This is a genomic window from Catenulispora sp. MAP12-49 (genome assembly GCF_041262705.1).
Lineage (GTDB): Bacteria > Actinomycetota > Actinomycetes > Streptomycetales > Catenulisporaceae > Catenulispora.
The window spans coordinates 132,632-152,374 of sequence record NZ_JBGCCP010000012.1 but is presented as its reverse complement, the minus strand read 5'-3'; the positions used below and the strand labels follow the sequence as shown (position 1 = coordinate 152,374).

Genomic DNA, 19,743 nt, shown 5'->3' with positions numbered 1-19,743 from the left:
TTGCGTGAGCCGCGCCTCACCGGACGCCCGAGTGGGCGGGCAGGTGGGCCAGCTCCGAGATGGCGATCGTCAGCACGTCGATGCCGCGCTGGAAGTCCGACAGGATGATGTGTTCGTCGTCGGCGTGGTCCAGGGCGCTGTCGCCGGGCCCGTAGGTGGCCATCGGGATGTCCCAGACCTCCGCGAGAGTGTTCATGTCCGAGGTGGCCGTCTTCACCACCAGCCGCGGCTGCGCGTGCAGCTGCCGGATGCCGGAGACCAGGGCGCGGACCGCCGGGTCGGCGCGGCCCACCCGGCAGGCGGCGACCGAGTTCAGCACTTCGAGCTCGCCGGCCTGAAGCCGGGTGCGCAGGGCCCGGACCAGTTCTTCGGCGTCGAACTCCGGCGGAGTACGGATGCTCAGATCCGCCGTCGCGCTGCTCTGGTCGGCGTTGATCCGGACCAGGGTCGCGCCCGGCTGACCGAACACGTCGTGGCCGGCCTCCGGGCCGAGCAGCTCGACCAGGGAGTCCCAGCAGGCCACGGCCAGCTCCGAGGCCTTCGGCGCCGGGTTGCTCGGGTGCGTGGCCGGACACCGGACGCTGTAGCGCAGGTCGAGCTTGCCCTTGTAGCCCAGGACCACGCTGGACCAGCCGCTGGGCTCGCCGACGATCAGCGCGTCCGGCTGCTGGTGGGTCGCCCGGATCGCCATCGCGCCGCGCGAGCGCGGGGTCTCCTCCTCGACCACGCCGATCACCACCAGCCGGCCGCGGAAGTCCGCCGCGCCGGCCGCGGCGCAGATCATCGCCGCGAGCGGTCCCTTGGCGTCCACCGCGCCGCGGCCGTAGAGCCGGCCTTCCAGGGGGCGGACCGGGAGCACGCCGGAGACGGTGTCCAGGTGCCCCAGCAGCATCACCGTCGGGCCCTCGCCGCGTTCGATCACGCCGACGGCGTTGCCGACCTCGTCGATGTGCGCCTGGTATCCCAGGTCGCCCATGGCGCCGACCAGGAAGTCGGCCAGCGCGCGCTCGTGGTAGGAGACGGAGGGGATCTCCAGCATGTTGCGCAGCAGTCCCAGCGCGTAGGTCTCGGTGACGCTGCCAGAGGAGGTGAACGGCCGGTTCATCGGTGGCCTCGTTCCAGTAGATGGTCGACGATGTGGTCCGCGACGTTCACCTTCTCGGCGAGCGCGGACTGGAAGCCGGTGAACTCGACCCGGTGGTTGACCTCCAGGACCAGCAACCGGCCGTCCCGGTCCTCGATCAGGTCGACGCCGGCGATGTCGGCGCCGACGGCCGCGGCGGCCTCGACGGAGAACTTGGCGATCTCCGGGCTCACCTCGCACGGCCGGGTCTGCCCGCCGAGCGCCACATTGGTCCGCAGGGACTCCCCGGTCCGGTAGACGGCGCCGAGCACCTGCCCGCCGACCACGATCACCCGGATGTCCCGGTCCGGCTTGTCGATCAGCTCCTGGAGGTAGACCAGGTGCGACTGCGGGCCGGGCAGCGCGGCGACGTATTCGAGCACTGCTTCGGCGCTCGCGCGGTCGCGCAGCGGGACCACCAGCCGGCCCCACGAGCCGACCAGCGGCTTGATCAGGGCCGGATAGCCGAGGGAGTCCAGGGCTTCCAGCGCGGCCTGTGAAGTGAGGGCGAGCGCGGTGCGGGGCGTGGGCAGTCCGGCGGCTTCCAGGGCCTGCGTGGTGCGCCACTTGTCGCCGCACACCTCGGTGGCCTCGGAGTCGTTGACCACCGTGACGCCGGCGGCGGTCAGGCACCGGGCCGCGTAGGCCGCGCGGACCTGGCCGATCTCCCTGTTCAGGGCCAGATCCCAGGGCCTGGCGCGTTCTCCGGCCGTGAACCACTCCCGACGCGTGTCGACGTGCTCGAAGGGGACGCGGCGGCGGTCGAAGGCGTCGAAGAGCCGTTTCTCGTCCGCGCCGACCCTGCTGGCGAGCACCGCGATCCTGCTCTGGCCCGGGCGCTGTGGTGTCGCTGACACGTGACCTCCGTATAGAGCCACCGATCGGCAGACGGCATTCAGCCGTATCTGACGCTTGGAAAAGAAGGTACGAGCGAACCGGCTCGCCCTGCGTCCACAGCAGGCTCATTTCCGGGGACACGCCGCGTTGACTTCCCCTGCCCGCATCAGCGGTTTCGATTACTCCCCCCGGCCCGGCCCCGTGTCACTCTTATCTGGATTCGAACACTCGCCGCAGCAATGTCCTTTGTGTGCTTGGAGAAAGGGGGAACCGTGGGACACACGCCGGAGCCGACACCGGTACTGGCACTCTGGAGCGCGCCTCGCAGCCGCTCCACCGCCTTCGCCCGGATGATGACGGAGCGAGAAGACCGCGTCGTCGTGCACGAGCCGTTCTCGCAGGTGGTCGACTTCGGTGAGGTGAAGGTCGGCGAGCAGGTCGCGCGCAGCGAGCAGGACGTGCTCGCGGCGCTGCGCGGCATCGCGGCGCGGACGCCGGTGTTCTTCAAGGACACCACGGACTTCCACTATCCCGCGGTGCTCGCCGACCAGGACTTCCTGACCGGCGCGACCCACACCTTCATCATCCGGCACCCGGCCGAGGCCATCGCCTCGCACCACGCCCTCAATCCGGACCTGGGGCGCGAGGAGATCGGCTTCGCCCGGCTCTTCGAGATCTTCGCCGCCGTGCAGGCCGCCACCGGTGCCGTTCCGGTCGTGATCGACTCCGACGATCTGCTCGACCGGCCGGCTGAAACCGTGCGGGCGTACTGCGCGGCGGTCGGCATCCCCTTCATGGAAGAGGCGCTCAGCTGGCAGCCGGGCATGCGCTCGGAGTGGCGGGCGACCAGCAAGTGGCACGCGTCGACCAGCGCGACGGCCGGCTTCGGCCGCGGCGGTGGCGACGGCGGTGAAGGCAGCAGCGACGGCAGCGGCGACCGCAGCGCGAGCCGCGCCAAGGCGGTCGAGAAGGTCCAGGGGCACCCGGTGCTGCGGGCGCACCGCGACTACCACCTGCCCTACTACGAGAAGCTGCGCGCGGCCGCGCTCCGGCCCTGATCGCGCTTATTCCGAGGTAACCACGGCGCTGACGAAAACAGCTGTGACCGCGACTAGGTTCTGCGGTGCAGAACGGATTTCAGATGAGGTGGATCACGTGACGGACATTTCGATGTCCTCCGCCAAAGCAAGGCTTTGCGATCCGGTCGACATCTCCGGCCATCGCAACAACAAAGCCATCTCCGCGGCGACGGAGACCAAAGCGGGGGCTTTCAACGTATGGGGAAACTCGTTCGCGGCGGAATACCTGCCCGCGGGCGGGAGCCTCGTGGAGGTGGACGGCGTCCCCTTCGAATTCCCCCCGGTCGGCGAAGGGCCGGACAACATCCGCTCGTCCGGGCAGTTCATCAAGGTCCCGGAGGGCCGCTACGACTGGATCCACCTGCTCGCCGCCTCCGAGCGGCGGGCGGAGGACTGCATGGACCTGAGTTTCGCCGACGGCTCGGTGGACGCCGAGAAGGTGCGGATCTCCGACTTCTGGGGCGCGCCGGCGTGGTTCGGCGAGGTGAAGGCCTTCGAGAGCCTGGCCATGCACTACCCGCACCACGTGCAGCGAGGCGTGCCGGCCATGATGTGGGCGCAGCGCGTGCCGGTCACCCGGCGGGCCGCGATGACCGGCCTGCTGCTGCCCCGCAACGTCGCGCTGCACATCTTCGCGATCACCCTTCAGCGGGCGGAGGTCTGACATGACCGCCGAGATGACGACGCGGACCTCGATGATCCGCGGCCCGGAGCCCGAGTGGTGGTACCGCGATCTGGTCAGCTGCCTGCAGGCCACGTTCGGCACCGTGCTGGCCCGGGCGGGCGTCGATCCGCTGTCCGTGCTCGGCGCCAGCTGGCGGTTCCTGCACCTGCCGGGCGATATCCGTTCCGAAGAGTTCTACTACCCGTGCGTACCGGATGCCGCCGGCGAGATCGATCTGGGTGCCGCGCTGGCCCCGCACCACGAGCTGCACGCGCGCTGGTGGCAGCCCGCCGACGAGGACGACGTGTGGCAGGAGGTGCGGCAGACGCTGGCCGAGGACCGGCTGGTGATCGCCGCCGTGGACAACTTCCATCTGCCCTTCCGGCCCGCCTACGGCGATGTGCACGCCGCGCATCTGGTCGTGGTCTACGGCCTCGATGAGACCCGCGGGGTGGTGTACGTCTCCGACGCGATGCCCCCGGCGTTCCGCGGTGCCGTGCCGATCGGGGAGTTCCTGCGCAGCTGGGGTTCGCTGAACCCGGCCGACTGGCAGGACGCGTTCTTCAGCGCGTCGCAGATCGGCCGGCGCTGCCTGGACGTCCGGCTCGACGCCACCCCCGCGCCGCTGACCCCCGAGCTGCTCGGCGGCTACCTGCGCGCCGACATCGAGGCGAACGCCTCGGGCATCGCCGCGCGGACCGGGCTGGCCGGGTTCGACGCCTTCACCAAGGAGCTGCTGGAGCGCTGCCGCGCCGGGGACGCCGACGCGCTGACCGAGCTGTATCCGTTCGGCTGGGCGATGCAGGCGCAGGCCTCGCTGCACGGCGAACTGCTGCGCCGCTGCGGCCGGCAGTGGGACGACCCGCAGCTGGCCGGGGCCGGCCGCGCGGTCGAACTCGTCGCACACGCCTGGACCGGGCTGCGGTTCACCGGCGCGCACGGCCTGCCGGACCCCAAGGCGGCCGCGTCCGACATCGCCCACCACACCACCGCGCTGCGCGCGAACTACGCGCGCGCGTACGACGCCGTCGGCGCGGCCGCGGACCGCCTCTGAGCGGCTCCGAGCGGCGCTGAGCACCTCTGAACTCTGAGCATCTCTGCGCGCCCCTGAACCGCCCTGACCGCCCGCGGTACGGCTGGTTCGGCCGCCGTGACCTCGTGAACGGGAGAATGATGAGCAAGCTCGCAGCATTCGGCGGAACGGCGGTCGTGCCCAAGCACCTGCGCCGCTCGGAATGGCCGCTGGTCGAGGACGACGATCGCAAAGCCGTGATGACCGCGCTGGACGGCGCACGGCTGGTGTCCGACACCGACGGGGACAACCCGGTGTCGGCCCTGGAGCAGGACTGGGCCCGGCAGTTCGGCTACGAGCACTGCGTCGCGGTGTCCAACGGCACCGCGGCGCTGTCGCTGGCCTTGTCCGCGCTGGGCGTCGGGCCGGGCGACGAGGTGATCGTGCCCGCGCTGAGCTTCATCGCCACCGGGCTGGCACCGGTGCACCAGATGGCGGTGCCCGTGTTCGCCGACATCGACCCGGTCACCTTCAACCTCGACCCGGACGACCTCGAGCGCCGGATCACCGACCGGACCGCGGCGATCATCCCGGTGCACCTGCACGGCGCCCCGGCCGACATGGACCGGATCATGGCGATCGCCGCGCGGCACGGCATCCCGGTCCTGGAGGACGCGGCCCAGGCCCCCGGGGCCACGCACCGCGGCCGGCCGGTCGGCTCGATCGGGGCCGCGGGCTCGTTCAGCCTGCAGGTCAGCAAGAACATCCCGACCTGCGGCGAGGGCGGTCTGCTGGTGACCGGCGACGCCGGACTGGCCGCGGCGATGCGCCGGGGCCGGCAGTTCGGCGAGGTGATCGAGGCCGGGCGCGAGCGCGACTACGTGTCCTACGGTCTGGGCTGGAACCACAAGATGAACGGCCTGCAGGCCGCGTTCACCAGCTCCCAGCTGACCCGCTTCGAGGACTACGAGCGCGCCCGGCAGGCCAACATCACCGCGTTCCTCGCGCGGCTGGCGAAGCTGCCGGGCCTGCGGATCCCGACCGCGCTCCCGGACACCACGCATGTCTGGCACATCCTGCGGTTCCGCTTCGACCCGGCCGCGTTCGGCTTGGACGGCGTGCGGCCCGAAGCGCTGCGCTCGACTTTGCGCCGGCTGCTGCGTGCCGAGGGCGTGCCGGTGTCCCAGTACCAGCTGATGCCCCTGCCCGACCAGAAGGTGTTCGTCGACCGGCTCGGCTTCGGCGTGGGGCACCACCCGTGGGCGCTGACCGGGGCGGCGGGGACCACCGCGGGCGAGGGCTATCCGGTGACCCGTGCGGTCATCGCCGATTCCCTGACCATCCAGAAGCGCCACCTCAATCCGGGAGCCGGCGATCTGCTCGGCCGGTACGCGGAGGCCTTCGAGAAGGTGTGGGCCGCCGGCGACATGGTGGCCACGCTGGCGAAGGCGGCGTCATGACGGGCACGCAGCTCCTGGAGCGGGAGGCGCCGGAGGCGCTGGAGCACCTTGAGGCGATCGCCGCGCGCATCCGCTCGCACGTCGTCGACATGTGCGCCGGGCCCGAAGGCGGCCATCTCGGCGGGGCGTTCTCCTGCGCCGATGTGCTCACCGCGCTGTATTTCTCGGTGCTGAACGTGGATCCGGAGCGGCCGGAGGATCCGGATCGCGACCGTTTCCTGCTCAGCAAGGGCCACGCCGCCGTCGGCCTGTACGCGACGCTGGCCGAGCGGGGCTTCTTCCCGGTGGCCGAGCTCGCCGGCTACGGCCGCCCCGGCAGCCGGCTGATGGGCCATCCCGTGCGCGCGGTGCCCGGCGTGGAACTGCCGACCGGGTCGCTCGGCCACGGGCTCGCCCTGGCTTGCGGCTTCGCGCTCGCCAACCGGTACGCCGGCCGCTGCGCGCGCAGCTTCGTGCTGCTCGGCGACGGCGAGTTGCAGGAGGGCTCGGTGTGGGAGGCCGCGATCGCGGCCGCCTCGCTGCGGCTGGACCGGCTGGTCGCGATCGTGGACCGCAACGGCCTGCAGCTGACCGGCGCCACCGAGGGCATCGCCCCGATGGAGCCGCTGGCCGAGCGCTGGAGCAGTTTCGGGTGGGCGGTCCGCGACGTGGACGGGCACGACCCGGCCGCGCTCGCGCACCACCTCGGCGCGGCGCCGTGGGAGCCCGGCAAGCCGAGCGTGCTCATCGCGCGCACGGTCAAGGGCCACGGATTGCCGTTCCTGGCCGGCCGCAGCTCCAGCCACTATGTGACGCTCTCGCCGCGCAACCACGCCCGGGCACTCAGTGCCCTGCGACGCCCGGAGGTTCTGGGATGAGTCCCGGGATGAGCCGCGCGACGCGCGAGGCGTACCGCGACACCCTGCTTCCGCTGCTGGGCCGGCATCCCGAGCTGATGTGCCTGGACTCCGACACCGGCCTGTTCGGCGCCGATCACGTCGCCGAGGCGGGCGAGCAGTACCTCAACATCGGCATCGCCGAGCAGAACCTGATGGGCGTGGCCGCCGGGATGGCCGCGTGCGGGCGCGTGCCGTTCGTCAACACGATGGCCGCCTTCGCCGCGTCCCGGGCCCTGGAGGCGATCAAGATAGACATCGCCTACAACCGGTTGCCGGTCCGCATCATGGCCACCCACGGCGGTCTGGCCGCCGGCCACCTCGGCCCGACGCACCAGGCGCTGGAAGACCTCGCGGTCATGCGGGTGCTGCCCGGGATGACCGTGGTGGTGCCGGCGGACGCCGCCGCCACGGAGGCGTTCGTCGAGCAGAGCGTGGACCTGCCCGGACCGCTCTACGTCCGGCTCGGCCGCAAGCCCACCCCGCCCCTGCCCGACGGCCCGCCCCCGGTCATCGGCCAGGCGCAGACCCTGCGGCACGGTGACGACGTCGTGCTCGTCGCCTGCGGCCCCTACCCGGTGCTCGCCTGCCTGGCCGCGGCGGACGCCCTGGCCGCGGACGGCGTCCAGGCCTGCGTGCTGAACATGCACACGCTGCGGCCGCTGGACACCGCGACGCTGGCCGCCGCGGCCCGCCCGACCCGGCTCGTGGTGACCCTCGAAGAGCACTGGCGCAGCGGGGGCCTGGGCGGCGCGGTGGCCGAGGCGCTGGCCGAGACCGAGCCCGTCAGGGTACTGCGACTCGGCGTGCCCGACACCTTCGTCGGCGAGGTCGGCAACCAGGAACACCTCGTCAGGCATTACGACCTCACCGCGGAGCGGGTCGCGGGGGCGGTCCGTACCGCCCTGCACACGGCGGCCCGCTCCGTCACGCCCGATCACGACAAGGAGCTCATCTCATGACCACGAACGTCGCCCAGGCCCAGGCCTGCCCGGAGTGCGAGGAGCCGGTGGACCTCACCGACTCGGCGCGCCTGAACGAGATCCTCGAGTGCGCCGGCTGCCGCAGCGAGCTGGAGATCGTGGCGCTGAACCCCACGGTGCTGGCCCTGGCGCCCGAGGTCGAGGAGGACTGGGGCGAGTGAGCACCGACAGCGCACTTTTCAGCGTCACGCTCGACGCCGTCAAGAACCTCGCCGACTCCGGCACCCACCTCGTCGGCGCCGAGAAGTTCGCGTCGTTGACGAACTCCACCGCCCAGGACTGGGCCCGTTTCGCCGAGAACTGGGAGGACCTCGAGCTCGACACCTACATGGCCGACGGCGGGACCTACCGGTTCCGGCGTTACGACCAGTTCGTGATCGATGTCGAGGCCGAGCGCCTCATCCTGCTCCAGCACGGTCCGTACCGCCAGGAAGCCGATGTCAACAAGCTGAACGGCGGCATCGACCGGGTCTACGAGCCGCTGACCGCGGGATTCCTCGACGACCCGCTGTTCCGCAAGGTGCTGATGGAGCTGGCCCTCATCTTCAGCGGCGTCGAGGACGTCAAGAAGTGGAACATCAAGGTCACCCCGATCCGGATCACCGCGACGCAGGACCAGGCCGGCCTGCCGACCCCTGAGGGCCGCCACAAGGACGGCGCCACCTTCATCACGGCCCTGCTCCTGGGCCGCACCAACGTGGTCGGCGGGGACAGCTCGGTCTACACCGAGGACGGCGAGTGTCTGATCACCACGCAGCTCTCCGAGCCCGGCGAGATCCTGCTCAGCGACGACCGCACCACCCTGCACGAGGTCACCTCGGTGCACCCGGAGCGGGTCGGCGAGCCGGCCCACCGGGACGTCCTGATCATGGCGTACACCGAGCTGTAGAACCGATCGAGGAGAACCATGTCAGAGCCCATACTCGGCGGGTACGACACCGCTTTCGAGTTCGACACCGCTGTTGAGTTCGACACCGACTTCGACGGCCTGGTGGCGATCGTCACCGGCGGGTCGGGGGCGATCGGACTGGCCGCGGCCGAACTGCTCGCCCGCCGAGGTGCCCAGGTCGCCGTGCTGGCCCGCCGGCCCGGCGACCTGCCGGAGGGGATCGTGGGGATCGAGGCGGACGTCTCCGACGACGCCTCGGTCGCCTCCGCCGTGGACGCCGTCGTCGAGCGGTTCGGCCGGCTGGACGTCGTGGTGAGCAACGTCGGGATCCCGGCCTACGGAGACGTCGCCACGAACAGCGACGAGGAATGGGCCCGGGTCCTGGACGTCAACGTGATCGGGATGGTCCGGGTCATCCGGCACACGGTGCCGCACCTGCGGCGCTCCCCGGCCGCGGCGATCGTCACCACCGGCTCGATCGTCGGCTGGGCCGGGATGGCGCAGCGGGCGCTGTATTCGACCACGAAGGGCGCCGTGCACGCGCTGACGCTGGCGATGGCTGCGGACTACGTGCGCGAGGGCATCCGGGTCAACTGCGTCTCCCCCGGCGCGGTGGACACGCCGTGGGTGAACCGGCAGCTGGGCCAGGCCGAGGACCCCGAGGCCGCCCGGGCCGAGTACCTGGCCTTCCAACCGGCCGGGCGCCTGGTGTCCACCGACGAGGTCGCCGGGGCGATCGCCTACCTGGCCAGTCCGCGCTCCGGCGGGACGACCGGCACGGTGCTGGCGGTGGACGGCGGCATGTACAACCTGCGGCTGCGTCCGCCGGTCGCGGTCGCGGCGGCTGCTGGGCCGTCCTGAACAGATCTGGGCCGTCCTGAACAGATCTGGGCCGTCTCTGAGTCAACGACAGGAGTAAAAGGTGAACGACTTCAAGGGATTGGTGGCCATCGTCACCGGCGGCGCCTCGGGGATCGGTCTGGCCACGGCGAAGCTGCTGCACAGCCGGGGCGCCGAGGTCGCGGTGTTCGACCTCAAACCGGACGGGCTCCCCGAGGGCGTCGTCGGGATCGAGGTCGACGTCACCGACGACAACCGGGTGGCCTGGGCCGTGGAGTCCGTGGTCGAGCGGTTCGGCCGGCTGGACGTCGTGGTGAACAACGCCGGCATCCCGGCGATCGGCGACATCACCGGGAACTCCGACGCGGAGTGGCTCGGCGTGCTGGACGTCAACGTGGTCGGCATGGTCCGGGTGGCGCGGCACGCGGTGCCGCACCTGCGGCGCTCGCCGGCCGCGGCGATCGTCAACACGTGCTCCATCGTCGCCTGGGCCGGGATGCAGCAGCGCGTGCTGTACTCGGCGAGCAAGGGCGCCGTCTACGCGCTGACCCTGGCCATGGCGGCGGACCACGTCCGCGAGGGCATCCGGGTCAACTGCGTGGCCCCCGGCACGGCCGACACCCCCTGGGTGGACCGGCAGATGGACGCGCTGCCGGATCCGGCCGCGGCCCGGGCGGCGATGAACGCCTTCCAGCCGGCCGGACGCCTGGTGTCCGCGGACGAGGTGGCCGGGGCGATCGCCTACCTGGCCAGCCCGCTGTCCGGCGGGACCGCGGGCACGGTGCTGGCCGTGGACGGCGGCATGCACGGACTGCGGTTGCGGCCGCCGACGCAGTAGCGGCGCCCAGGGCGCCGCCGAACCTGACCACTTCGCTCCAAGGAGACACACCTCATGCAGTCCGAATCCCATGCTGCCGGCGTCGGGACGGCAACCATGACGTCCTCGCCGTTCTCAGTCCTGGACGACGCCGCCTCCTACGCGGCGGCCGTTGAGGAGTTCCTCGCTGCTCCCTCGTCCACGACCGTCCCGGTGTGGACCGGCGGGCGGGCTGACCTCGCAGCCTCCGTCGAGCGTGCGGTCTCCCTGTACGGGGAGGTCAGCCGGCCGGTGGCGCGCACCTACGGGATCGTGCTCAGGCCCGAGACGCTGCCGGCCGGAGTGGCCGCGCTCATCGCGCCGTGTGCGCGCACCTGGCTCGCCGAGGACGAGCTCGGGCCGGCGCTGCTCGACGCGCTGTGGGCGCGGCAGGCCGACGGAGCCACCGGGACCGACACGACCGACGGGGCCGGCGAGGGCGGGGTGTACTCCCTGCTCATCGCCAGCCTCTACGAGCACTTCACCGTGGACCTCATCTGGCCGCTGGTGCGGGCCGCGGCACGCCGGCCGGAGGTGCGGCTGACGTTCCTCACCGGCCGGGACGCGGCATCGCTGGCCTGGTTCACGGCGAAGCAGTACGTGCACACCGCTTCGGACGTCCGCGAACTCGGCATGTACACCGGCGTCGACCGCGGGCTGTCGCACAGCGGCATCCAGCTGCGCGACGAGCGGGGCGTGGAGACCTCGGACGTCAAGGCCGAGCTGCTGGGCACCCGGTGGCGGCGGCTCTTCCTCCAGGGACACGGCAAGGACGACTCGCTCAACCTCGCGGACTTCACCATCTGCGGGCTGAACGAGGCCGTCGGCCGCGACGCGTCGCAGATCGCGCCGATCTGCGCCACGACGGGCCTGTGCTACAAGCCCATGGACAAGCTGATCCAGCTGCGGGACGTGCGCGCGGCCGAGGTCGTGCTGAGCTCGTGCAACAACAGCCCGTTCGCGGACGCGGCCGTCTACGACCCGAAGTACCAGCTGGTGCTGAACGCCGTCGACGGGACCGCGAAGGACATCGTCGGCGCGATCACGGTCCACGACTCGGGGCGTGCGGAGAACGACGCGTGGGCGGAGGCGGCCTTGGCGCACGCCTCGTCCGTGACCGCGCTCAACACGAGCATCGGGATGTCGGAGGCGTTCCCGGCCTACGTCCACTTCGGCATGGGCGACGATGCGGGGGTCGCCCCGGAGCCGCCGGACAAGGCACCGGAACCACTGCTGCTCACCACCGCCGCCCGCCTGACCGCGTACCTGGCCGGCGGACTGCTGTCCCCCAACAGCCCGCTGCGTCCCCGCCTCGGCAAACTCGCCACCAAGATCGAGAACCAGGTCTCGCGCCGCGACCTGGCGGTCCACCGCGACCGCACCGCGACCGTGCGCAGCCTGATGGACGACCTGCAATCGCTGGACATGGCGGTCGCGACGCAGTACACGAAGGACCCGGACAACGAACTGAGCAACAGCTTCGCCTACTTCGGCGACCGCAGCCGCATCGACAAGGCCTCGATCACGCACATCCGCTGCCAGTGCGGCCGCCCCGCCGAGCGCTACATCCGCCGCAGCCTCGTCCCCACCGCCCTGGACACCGAGGGCGTGGTCTGCACCCGCTGCGGCGACGTGTCCTTCCGCCTCCCCGACGCCCCCGCACTCCAGGTCCACACCGAGGAAGTGGCCGTCCAGGGCACCACCCAGCAGGTGAAGGTGACGGTCCGCGAGGCCCGCCCCGGCATCCTGCGTCTCGGCCTCTTCTTCGCGGCCTACGGACGCCAGGAGTGCACGATCACCCCGGACCTGCGCAAGGTGCGCATCGGCGCCGGCGGCGAGGGCGAGGCGGAGTTCACGCTGACGCTGGCGCCCGACATGTCGTGCCAGGGGTACTACATGACCGCGTTCGCGGTGCAGGACCTGGCGGTCTCGATCGCACGGCGGAACTTCGGGGTCCTGCCGGCCAGCTGATAGGCCGCAGCAAGAAAGTGGCGTCGCGGGCGACCGCGGCGCCACTTTCTTGCGCGGACTTGTGTGACGCATCAAGCAACTGATCCACCGACACCTCGCCACATCGACCGACACAACCCGCCGCCTCGTCCAAACGACTCCTGGCAGCAACCCAAAAAGGGTCCTCCGAGCATCAGCTCAGAGGACCCGATACGCCGACCCATCACCCGACATCCGCGGTGACGCGCCACCTCGCCGACTCGGTGGCCGGGTCGAGCGTCGGCGCCTCGGCGGCCAGCATCATCAGGCGCGCGAAGGTCGGGCTCGCGACGGCCGGGTCGCCGCCGTTTCTGCGCCACTGGCGGTACTTCGCGGCGTAGCTGATGACGGTCTCCTTGTCCCGGCGGTTGCGGGGGCGGGTGAAGGCGCCGGCCCAGAGGCCGTCCCAGGCCGCGTAGCCGGGGTCGCGGAGCATCACGCGGTGGGCCCTGCCCAGGTTCCAGTGCGGGATGCCGGTGTTCAGGTGGTGGACCAGGTGGTAGCGGTCGTTGTGGCGGCTGATCAGGAACCACTCCAGGAGGCGGCCGTGGCGGTTGCGGGTCAGCAGCAGCGGCTGCCGCTCGCTTTCGGGCATCGGGTAGTGCTCGGAGAGCTCGGCGAGCCAGCCGATGGCGGCGTTGGTGGTGAGCAGGGGCACGAACCAGAACAGGGCCAGCTGCGGCAGCCAGCCGAACCAGGCGCACAGGCCGATGATCGCGGCCCATTCGGCGAGCAGGACGACGCGCTCGCGGCGCAGGGATATCGGGACCGAGACCGTCAGCTTCGAGCTGTCGCAGAAGATGCGCTCGCGGGCCACGTAGTTGAGGTAGGACACGGTGCGCAGTCCGAGGACAGACAGCAGGAGGTCCTTGTAGAAGAAGTTGCGGTCGGAGCGGTCGATGTCGTACAAGCCGCACTCGATGTGGAAGCTGTAGTCCGGATCGCTCTGGCCGTCGCCCAGGTTGCGGTGGTGGTTGCCGACGTGCGAACTGCGGTAGGGCCCGAACAGGTGCAACACCAGGTAGCCGGAGAGCACCGAGCCGCCGATCAGGTTCAGCGCCTTGTTGCCGGCCAGAACCTTGTGCGCCGCCTCGTGCAGGAAATGCGCCATGAAGCGCTGCGTGGATCCGATGACGACCAGGGCCACCGGATAGAACCAGTACGAGCCGGCCACGCACAACGCGACGGAGGCGGCGATCAGCGCGTATTCGAAGAGGATTGCCAGCGGGCCGTGGTAGTCGTCGAGGCGGCAAAGTTCCCGGAGCTCCTTCTTCACTCCGGGATCCAGCCGGTCGAAATTCAGTTGCTCGATTTCGGACATACCCAAGGACGCTACGGCCCCGCCGCCGGAACAAACGTCCGCATCAGACTCATCGGCGAGGACGTATTGCATTTACCGCGTTCCGCACGGCTACTCAGCCCGCTTATTCTCCCCCGGACTTCTCTTGTGCGAACCTCAATGCTGGCGAGTAATCAAGCAATCCAACCCGGCCCGCGGAGGCGACCTATATGAAATCCGTCCTCATCCTCTCCTGGAAAGCCATCGGCAACATCGGCCCGGCCGTCAAAGAGCTGCGGGCCCGGGATCTGCGTCCGGTGCTGGTCTCCAATCTCCCGGACGACCCCAACGCGGTCCTGTGCGACGAGCACGTCGTGTTCGACTGGGACAGCGAGGAGCTCCCGACCCTGCTGGAGCGCATCGACGAGCGCGGCCTGGACCTGGTGGCGGCCGTCAACATGGTCGAGAAGCTGATCGGGTGGCACCACGCGGTCGCCGGGCACTACGGCCTGCGCGGCGGCGACGCCGGCCGCACCGTGATCGCGAGCAAGCTCGCGGTCCGGGACCGGATGCGGGCCCTGGGCCTGTCGGCCATCCGGTACTCCGGCGACCCGGACACCGTGGACTTCTTCCCCGCGATCGCCAAGCCGGCCCGCGTCTCAGGAGCCTCATACCTGGTCAAGCGGGCCGACAGCCCGGCCGAGCTGTCCGCCTACCTGCGGCACCTGGCGGACTCCGGCGCCGGCGGCATCGAGATGATCTTCGAGGAGTACCTGCCCGGCATCGAGTTCTCCGTGGACGGCCCCGTGCTGAACGGCCGCTTCCACCCGGTCCTGGCCGTCGAGAAGCCCGACCACGACGAGGTCACGCACCACGACGCGGGCCTGGAGTACCACCCGCCGCAGACGGACTACGTCCGCGAAGGCGTGCGCGTCCTGTGCGAGCAGGTCAGCACCCTGTGCACCGACCTCGGCCTGGACCAGATCTGGCTGCACTTCGAAGGCCGCAGCTCGCCGGACGGCCGCACCGAGCTGATCGAGATCAACCCCCGCCCCGGCGGCGGCCAGATACCCAGGGCGATCCAGGAGATCAGCGGCATCGACGCGATCGAGGCGGTCGTCTCCATGGCCCTGGGCCGCTACGCCCCGCAGGACCTGGGGCCGCTGCGCGAGCAGCCGCTGATCGGCTGGATGGACGTGGAGGCCCACGAGGTCGGCACCGTCGACATCAGGAGCACCGAGGCCGACCTGCTGGCCCTGCCCGGCGTCATCGGCGTCAAGCTCCTCAACGGCTTCCAGATCAAGAGCCTGGACATCGAGAACTTCTTCTTCACCTTCTCGGTGACCGCCGATTCCGTGGACCAGCTGCGCGCCCACGCGGCGACCGTGCTGGACACCCTCGACTACCGCGTCGTTCCGGCGTAAGGAAGCCGGCAAGCCGGCGGGAGATCGGCTGCCGCGAACGACGGCGCCCCTGACTCACGTGTGGGTCGGATGGGCTCGGGTGGATCGGGGTGGGGCGGCGTGGGGGTGTTGGTGCGGTTGGGTGGTGGGTTTAGGGGCTTTTTACGGCTTCGCGCATGTTTTGCGGGATCCGTTGGTGGCGCGGGTCGGGGATGGTGCTGGTTTCGCGGGGCGGTGGTGGTGTGGGTAGGTGGTCGGGTCTACTGCGATAGTCAAGGTCAACTGCGACAGTCAAGGGCAAGGGCAAGGTCAAGAGCTGAAGGGCGCCTCCGGCGGCGCCTGCGCGGCGAGCGGCCTCGCTCCGGGGAGTGGGGGCCGCGTAGTCGGGCGGCGGACGCTGCTTGTGGTCGCCTTCGTCCCGGATTCCCCGCCGCTTCGTCGCCCGGAGGGAACCATCCCGGCCTGGGCGGTGTCAAGCCGGATCACTGTTGCTGGCCACCGGTTTCGTCCGGCTGGACACCACCCAGTCCGGGATGGTTGTGCAAGCACCGCCGAAGCGACGGGGAATCCGGGACAACCCCGGTCTGTGGTGTGGACGGGGTCCACCCGGTGAGGCACAGCGGCGGCCAGGCGGTGTGTGCGCGAGGCGCGGGAACTCTTCCCACAGGCGGGGTTGTCCCGGATTCCCCGTCGCTTCGGCGGGCGAAGCCAAGCAGGCCGGGCCGGTGGTGTCAAGTCGCTGATACCCGGCCACCAGCTGGGCGATCCGACTTGATACCACCGGACCGGTCTGCTTCCGTAAGGCGACGATGCGACGGGGAATCCGGGACAGAGGCGACCACAAGCAGCGTCCGCCGCCTAGCAGCGCGGCCCCCCACTCCCCGGAGCGAGGCCGCTCGCCGCGCAGGCGCCGCCGGAGGCGCCTGTAGCCCTTGACCTTGACTTTTCGCAGTAGACCCGACCACCTACCCACACCACCACCGCCCCGCGAAACCAGCACCAGCACCGACCTGCGCCACCAACGGATCCCGCAAAACCATGCGCGAAGCCGTAAAAGCCTCTAAAACCCACCACCCAACCGCACCAACACCCCCACCCCCACCCCCACCCACCCATAAGCCAGGGCGCCCATTTTCACTTCTTAGCGGCGCGCGCGCGGCTTTCCCGCGCGGGCCGACGACCGCGGGTCACAAGCAGTACGGCGAACTTTCGTCTGTCATTTCCGTTGCCTGTGACCCGCCCGAAACTATCCTTCACAGGGCCCTGATGTCGTGCTATTCAAACAGTGCGGCACCCCACATCCCCACCCCTGTGGAGGCACTCAGTGCTGACTACCCACCGACCCCACCGCTCGCGCAGACCGTCGCTCCGGCGCGGCCTGTTCATGCTGACGGCGGCGCTCACCGCCGTCGTGACGTTCATGGGCACCAACGCCTCGGCGACCGCGGCCGACCACTACGTGGCCCTGGGCGACTCGTACTCCTCCGGCGTCGGCGCCGGGAGCTACATCTCGTCCAGCGGCAGCTGCGACCGCAGCACCAACGCCTACTCGCAGCTGTGGGCGAACAGCCGCCACCCGGCCAGCTACGTCTCGGTCGCCTGCTCCGGCGCCACCACCCAGGACGTGCTGAACAACCAGATCTCGGCCCTGAGCTCCTCGACCACCCTGGTGAGCATCACCATCGGCGGCAACGACGTCGGCTTCTCCTCGGTGATGGAGACCTGCGTCCTGGACTCCGACAGCGCCTGCCTGAACGCGATCAACACCGCGACCGCGCAGGCCAAGAGCATCCTGCCGGGCCGGCTGGCGAACACCTTCGCGGCGATCCGCCAGGCCGCGCCGTCCGCCCACGTGGTGGTCCTGGGCTACCCCGAGCTGTATGACCTGGGGCACTCCTGGTACTGCCCGGGCCTGTCCGGCACCGACCGCAGCGCGCTGAACAACGCCGCGGACCTGTTGGACACGCAGATATCCACCGCGGCCACGAACGCCGGCGACACGTTCGCCGATGTCCGCGGCCAGTTCCACGGACACGAACTGTGCGACTTCTTCAACGAGTGGCTGCACTCGGTGGACGTCACCGACGTCGGGGACTCCTACCACCCGACCGCCTCCGGGCAGAGTGGTGGCTACTACGCGGCGTTCAGCGCGGTCGCGCCGTAAGGACGAAAGCGACGGCCGCGGAGATCACGGGGATGATCGCCGCGGCCGTCGGGCTTCTCAGCCTGCCGGCGGAATCTCGCGCGGATCCACATCGATGGTGGCCGCGACCCCTTCGTGGTGCTCCAGCTGCTCCTGCAGCTGCTCGCCCTCGATGTCCGGGTCCGGCACGTACTTCGCGAACCACTGCGGGTGGTACCAGAAGCCGGACTTCGCCAGCGCCATCACGGCCGGGACCAGGGTGAGCCGGACGACGAAGGCGTCCAGGAACACGCCGGCGGCGAAGCTGAAGCCGATCACCTTGATCGTCGGGGTGGGGGAGACGATGAAGGCCACGAAGATGGAGAACATGATCAGCGCCGCCGCGGTCACCACGCGGGCGGCGCGGCCGGTGCCGCGGCGGACCGCCTCGACCGCGTCGCCCTTCTGCGTGAAGTCCTCCTTGATGCGGCTGACGACGAAGACTTCGTAGTCGCTGGAGAGGCCGAAGATGATGGCGATCATGATGATCGGCAGGAAGCTGATGGTCTCGGATTTGGTGACGTTGAACAGGGTCTGGCCCCAGCCCCACTGGAACAGGGCGACTGTGCAGCCGAAGGCCGCGCCGACCGACAGCAGGAAGCCGATGATCGATTTGATCGGGACCCAGATGGTGCGGAAGGCGAAGGTCAGCAGGATGAAGGCCAGGCCGATGACGACCGCCAGGAAGATCGGCAGGGCCGAGGACAGTTTCGCCGAGACGTCGATGTTCGACGCGGTCAGGCCGCCGATCAGGATGCTCGCGCCGCTGCCGGCGGCGATCGCGGTGCGGTTGTCGCGCAGGTGGTGGACCAGGGTCGCGGTCTGGGTGTCGTTGGGGCCGGTGGTCGGGATGACGCGGATCACCGCGGTGTCGCCGTTCTGTGCCACCGGGGTGGCGGCGGCCACGCCCGGCTGTTTGGCCAGGCCCGCGGCGATCTGTTGCACCTGCTGCTGCGAGGTCACCCCGTCGGCCACGACCAGCAGCGGGCCGTTGAAGCCGGGCCCGAAGGCCGCGGTGGTGATGTCGTAGGCCTTGCGGGAGGTGTTGCTCTTGGGGTTCGACGAGGCCCCGGGCAGGCCGAGTTCCACCTGGGTGGCCGGCAGGGCCAGCACCAGCAGGGCCAGCACACCGGTGATCAGCACCGTGATCCGGTGGTGGACCACGAACCGGGCCCAGCGCCAGCCCCTGGACTTCTCCGGCGCCTGGACCGACTGCTTCGCGATGCGCTCGGAGTGGTCCCTGCCGAAGGGGAGGCGGGAGAAGTTCTTGAGCCGGTCGCCCGCGAATCCGAGCATCGCCGGGATCAGGGTCAGCGAGAGCAGCAGGGACAGGAACACCGCGCCCGCCGCCGCCACGCCCATGATGGTCAGGAAGGGGATGCCGACCACGGCCAGGCCGCACAGCGCGATGATGACCGTCAGCGCGGCGAAGACCACCGAGCCGCCGGCGGTGCCCGCGGCCAGGCCCACGGCGTCGTAGGGCCGCATTCCGCGCAGGACGCCGTCTCTGTGGCGGCCGATGATGAACAGGCCGTAGTCGATGCCGGTGGACAGGCCCAGCATGATCGCGACGGTGGTCGAGGTGGAGGCGATGGTCATCACGGCGGCCAGCGCGGTGATCGTCATGACCGTGATCAGCACGCCGATCACGGCTGTCATGATCGGCAGCCCGGACGCCGCGAGCGAGCCGAACGTGATCAGCAGGATGATGAAGGCGATGATCAGCCCGACCAGCTCGGGCAGCTCCGAGGGCACGACCCGCCACCCGGGGTACACGCTGCCGTTGTACTCGACCTGCACCCCCGCCGCCTCGGCCGGGGCGACGGCGGCCTTCATCTGGTCCAGCGTGGAGTCCTTGATGTCGGCCGGCTGCTTGGTCCACTGGACGTTGCCCAGCGCCACCTGGCCGTTCTGCGAGATCGGCCCGCCCTGGAAGGGGTCCGCCACCTGCGAGACCCCCGGCACCTTGGCGATGTTCGCCATCGACTGCTCGATCCCGGACATGGGCCCGGGATCGGTGACCTTCACGCCGTTCGGGGTGGCGAACACGACGGTCGTCTGGGCGCCGCCCAAGGCCGGCAGCTTCTGCTCCAGCAGGTCCGTGACGTGCTGGGACTCGGTGCCGGGGATGGTGAACTCGTCGTTGGTCTTCCCGCCGCTGGCGCCGGCCACGATGATCATGACGACGACGATGATCAGCCACGCCGCGAGCACCCGCCGCCGCCGGTGGAACGACCAGCGCGCGATCCGGAAGAGATAGGTCGACACCTTC

Annotated in this window: 17 protein-coding genes; 13 read left to right on the top strand and 4 right to left on the bottom strand. The window is 70.4% G+C overall.

What is annotated here, in order from left to right; genetic code table 11:
• Window positions 1–16 precede the first annotated feature (16 nt).
• Both ABIA35_RS22745 and lysX read right to left on the bottom strand, forming a co-directional pair.
• Window positions 17–1,105 (bottom strand): M20/M25/M40 family metallo-hydrolase, encoded by a 1,089-nt coding sequence (locus ABIA35_RS22745; RefSeq protein ID WP_370345294.1) that lies wholly within the window; start codon window positions 1,103–1,105, stop codon window positions 17–19.
• Window positions 1,102–1,980, bottom strand: coding sequence for a lysine biosynthesis protein LysX (lysX, locus tag ABIA35_RS22740; RefSeq protein WP_370345295.1), 879 nt, complete (start codon window positions 1,978–1,980; stop codon window positions 1,102–1,104). Before lysX ends, ABIA35_RS22745 begins: the two co-directional genes overlap by 4 nt.
• Before the next feature lie 252 nt (window positions 1,981–2,232).
• Between lysX and ABIA35_RS22735 the strand changes: the two genes are divergently transcribed.
• The 11 genes from ABIA35_RS22735 to ABIA35_RS22685 all read left to right on the top strand — a co-directional run bounded on the left by ABIA35_RS22735 (window position 2,233) and on the right by ABIA35_RS22685 (window position 12,589).
• Entirely contained in the window at window positions 2,233–3,018 is a 786-nt protein-coding gene (locus ABIA35_RS22735) for a sulfotransferase family protein (protein ID WP_370345296.1), read from the top strand.
• A 97-nt stretch (window positions 3,019–3,115) separates the two neighbouring features.
• Window positions 3,116–3,703, top strand: coding sequence for a hypothetical protein (locus ABIA35_RS22730; RefSeq protein ID WP_370345297.1), 588 nt, complete (start codon window positions 3,116–3,118; stop codon window positions 3,701–3,703).
• A gap of 1 nt (window position 3,704) precedes the next feature.
• A complete protein-coding gene (locus ABIA35_RS22725) occupies window positions 3,705–4,757 on the top strand; it encodes a BtrH N-terminal domain-containing protein (RefSeq protein WP_370359225.1) in 1,053 nt (350 codons plus the stop codon).
• Between the two features lie 119 nt (window positions 4,758–4,876).
• Window positions 4,877–6,175, top strand: a complete 1,299-nt coding sequence (locus tag ABIA35_RS22720; RefSeq protein ID WP_370345299.1) for a DegT/DnrJ/EryC1/StrS family aminotransferase — start codon at window positions 4,877–4,879, stop codon at window positions 6,173–6,175.
• The gene (locus ABIA35_RS22715; RefSeq protein WP_370359224.1) at window positions 6,172–7,032 is read left to right on the top strand and encodes a transketolase; all 861 of its coding nucleotides are present in this window, start codon (window positions 6,172–6,174) and stop codon (window positions 7,030–7,032) included. The genes ABIA35_RS22720 and ABIA35_RS22715 overlap by 4 nt, the downstream gene beginning before the upstream one ends.
• Before the next feature lie 8 nt (window positions 7,033–7,040).
• The gene (locus ABIA35_RS22710; protein ID WP_370345301.1) at window positions 7,041–8,012 is read left to right on the top strand and encodes a transketolase family protein; all 972 of its coding nucleotides are present in this window, start codon (window positions 7,041–7,043) and stop codon (window positions 8,010–8,012) included.
• A complete protein-coding gene (locus ABIA35_RS22705; protein WP_370359223.1) occupies window positions 8,009–8,194 on the top strand; it encodes a lysine biosynthesis protein LysW in 186 nt (61 codons plus the stop codon). The genes ABIA35_RS22710 and ABIA35_RS22705 overlap by 4 nt, the downstream gene beginning before the upstream one ends.
• Window positions 8,191–8,922, top strand: a complete 732-nt coding sequence (locus ABIA35_RS22700; RefSeq protein ID WP_370359222.1) for a 2OG-Fe dioxygenase family protein — start codon at window positions 8,191–8,193, stop codon at window positions 8,920–8,922. The genes ABIA35_RS22705 and ABIA35_RS22700 overlap by 4 nt, the downstream gene beginning before the upstream one ends.
• An 18-nt stretch (window positions 8,923–8,940) precedes the next feature.
• Complete coding sequence (locus ABIA35_RS22695; protein ID WP_370359221.1) at window positions 8,941–9,783, top strand: SDR family NAD(P)-dependent oxidoreductase; 843 nt, start codon at window positions 8,941–8,943, stop codon at window positions 9,781–9,783.
• A gap of 61 nt (window positions 9,784–9,844) precedes the next feature.
• Window positions 9,845–10,600: an SDR family NAD(P)-dependent oxidoreductase gene (locus tag ABIA35_RS22690; RefSeq protein ID WP_370345305.1), complete on the top strand. Its 756-nt coding sequence runs from the start codon at window positions 9,845–9,847 to the stop codon at window positions 10,598–10,600.
• 54 nt (window positions 10,601–10,654) lie between these two features.
• Window positions 10,655–12,589: a hypothetical protein gene (locus tag ABIA35_RS22685; protein WP_370359220.1), complete on the top strand. Its 1,935-nt coding sequence runs from the start codon at window positions 10,655–10,657 to the stop codon at window positions 12,587–12,589.
• A 202-nt stretch (window positions 12,590–12,791) separates the two neighbouring features.
• Here the strand turns inward: ABIA35_RS22685 and ABIA35_RS22680 are convergent, their stop codons facing one another.
• Complete coding sequence (locus tag ABIA35_RS22680) at window positions 12,792–13,928, bottom strand: fatty acid desaturase (protein ID WP_370345307.1); 1,137 nt, start codon at window positions 13,926–13,928, stop codon at window positions 12,792–12,794.
• 188 nt (window positions 13,929–14,116) lie between these two features.
• Between ABIA35_RS22680 and ABIA35_RS22675 the strand changes: the two genes are divergently transcribed.
• Both ABIA35_RS22675 and ABIA35_RS22670 read left to right on the top strand, forming a co-directional pair.
• Window positions 14,117–15,310, top strand: coding sequence for an acetyl-CoA carboxylase biotin carboxylase subunit family protein (locus ABIA35_RS22675; RefSeq protein ID WP_370359219.1), 1,194 nt, complete (start codon window positions 14,117–14,119; stop codon window positions 15,308–15,310).
• A 1,363-nt stretch (window positions 15,311–16,673) separates the two neighbouring features.
• Window positions 16,674–17,453, top strand: a complete 780-nt coding sequence (locus ABIA35_RS22670) for an SGNH/GDSL hydrolase family protein (RefSeq protein WP_370344587.1) — start codon at window positions 16,674–16,676, stop codon at window positions 17,451–17,453.
• A 57-nt stretch (window positions 17,454–17,510) separates the two neighbouring features.
• Here ABIA35_RS22670 and ABIA35_RS22665 read toward each other — a convergent pair whose 3' ends face one another.
• Window positions 17,511–19,739, bottom strand: a complete 2,229-nt coding sequence (locus ABIA35_RS22665) for an MMPL family transporter (protein WP_370359218.1) — start codon at window positions 19,737–19,739, stop codon at window positions 17,511–17,513.
• Between the last annotated feature and the right edge of the window lie 4 nt (window positions 19,740–19,743).

Bases quoted from the DNA above. Each gene is read 5' to 3' on its own strand.
- ABIA35_RS22720 (WP_370345299.1), top strand. From the start codon at position 4,877: ATGAGCAAGCTCGCAGCATTCGGCGGAACGGCGGTCGTGCCCAAGCAC.
- ABIA35_RS22710 (WP_370345301.1), top strand. From the start codon at position 7,041: ATGAGCCGCGCGACGCGCGAGGCGTACCGCGACACCCTGCTTCCGCTG.
- ABIA35_RS22715 (WP_370359224.1), top strand. From the start codon at position 6,172: ATGACGGGCACGCAGCTCCTGGAGCGGGAGGCGCCGGAGGCGCTGGAG.
- ABIA35_RS22705 (WP_370359223.1), top strand. From the start codon at position 8,009: ATGACCACGAACGTCGCCCAGGCCCAGGCCTGCCCGGAGTGCGAGGAG.
- ABIA35_RS22685 (WP_370359220.1), top strand. From the start codon at position 10,655: ATGCAGTCCGAATCCCATGCTGCCGGCGTCGGGACGGCAACCATGACG.
- ABIA35_RS22670 (WP_370344587.1), top strand. From the start codon at position 16,674: ATGCTGACGGCGGCGCTCACCGCCGTCGTGACGTTCATGGGCACCAAC.
- ABIA35_RS22745 (WP_370345294.1), bottom strand. From the start codon at position 1,105: ATGAACCGGCCGTTCACCTCCTCTGGCAGCGTCACCGAGACCTACGCG.
- ABIA35_RS22695 (WP_370359221.1), top strand. From the start codon at position 8,941: ATGTCAGAGCCCATACTCGGCGGGTACGACACCGCTTTCGAGTTCGAC.
- ABIA35_RS22725 (WP_370359225.1), top strand. From the start codon at position 3,705: ATGACCGCCGAGATGACGACGCGGACCTCGATGATCCGCGGCCCGGAG.
- ABIA35_RS22680 (WP_370345307.1), bottom strand. From the start codon at position 13,928: ATGTCCGAAATCGAGCAACTGAATTTCGACCGGCTGGATCCCGGAGTG.
- ABIA35_RS22675 (WP_370359219.1), top strand. From the start codon at position 14,117: ATGAAATCCGTCCTCATCCTCTCCTGGAAAGCCATCGGCAACATCGGC.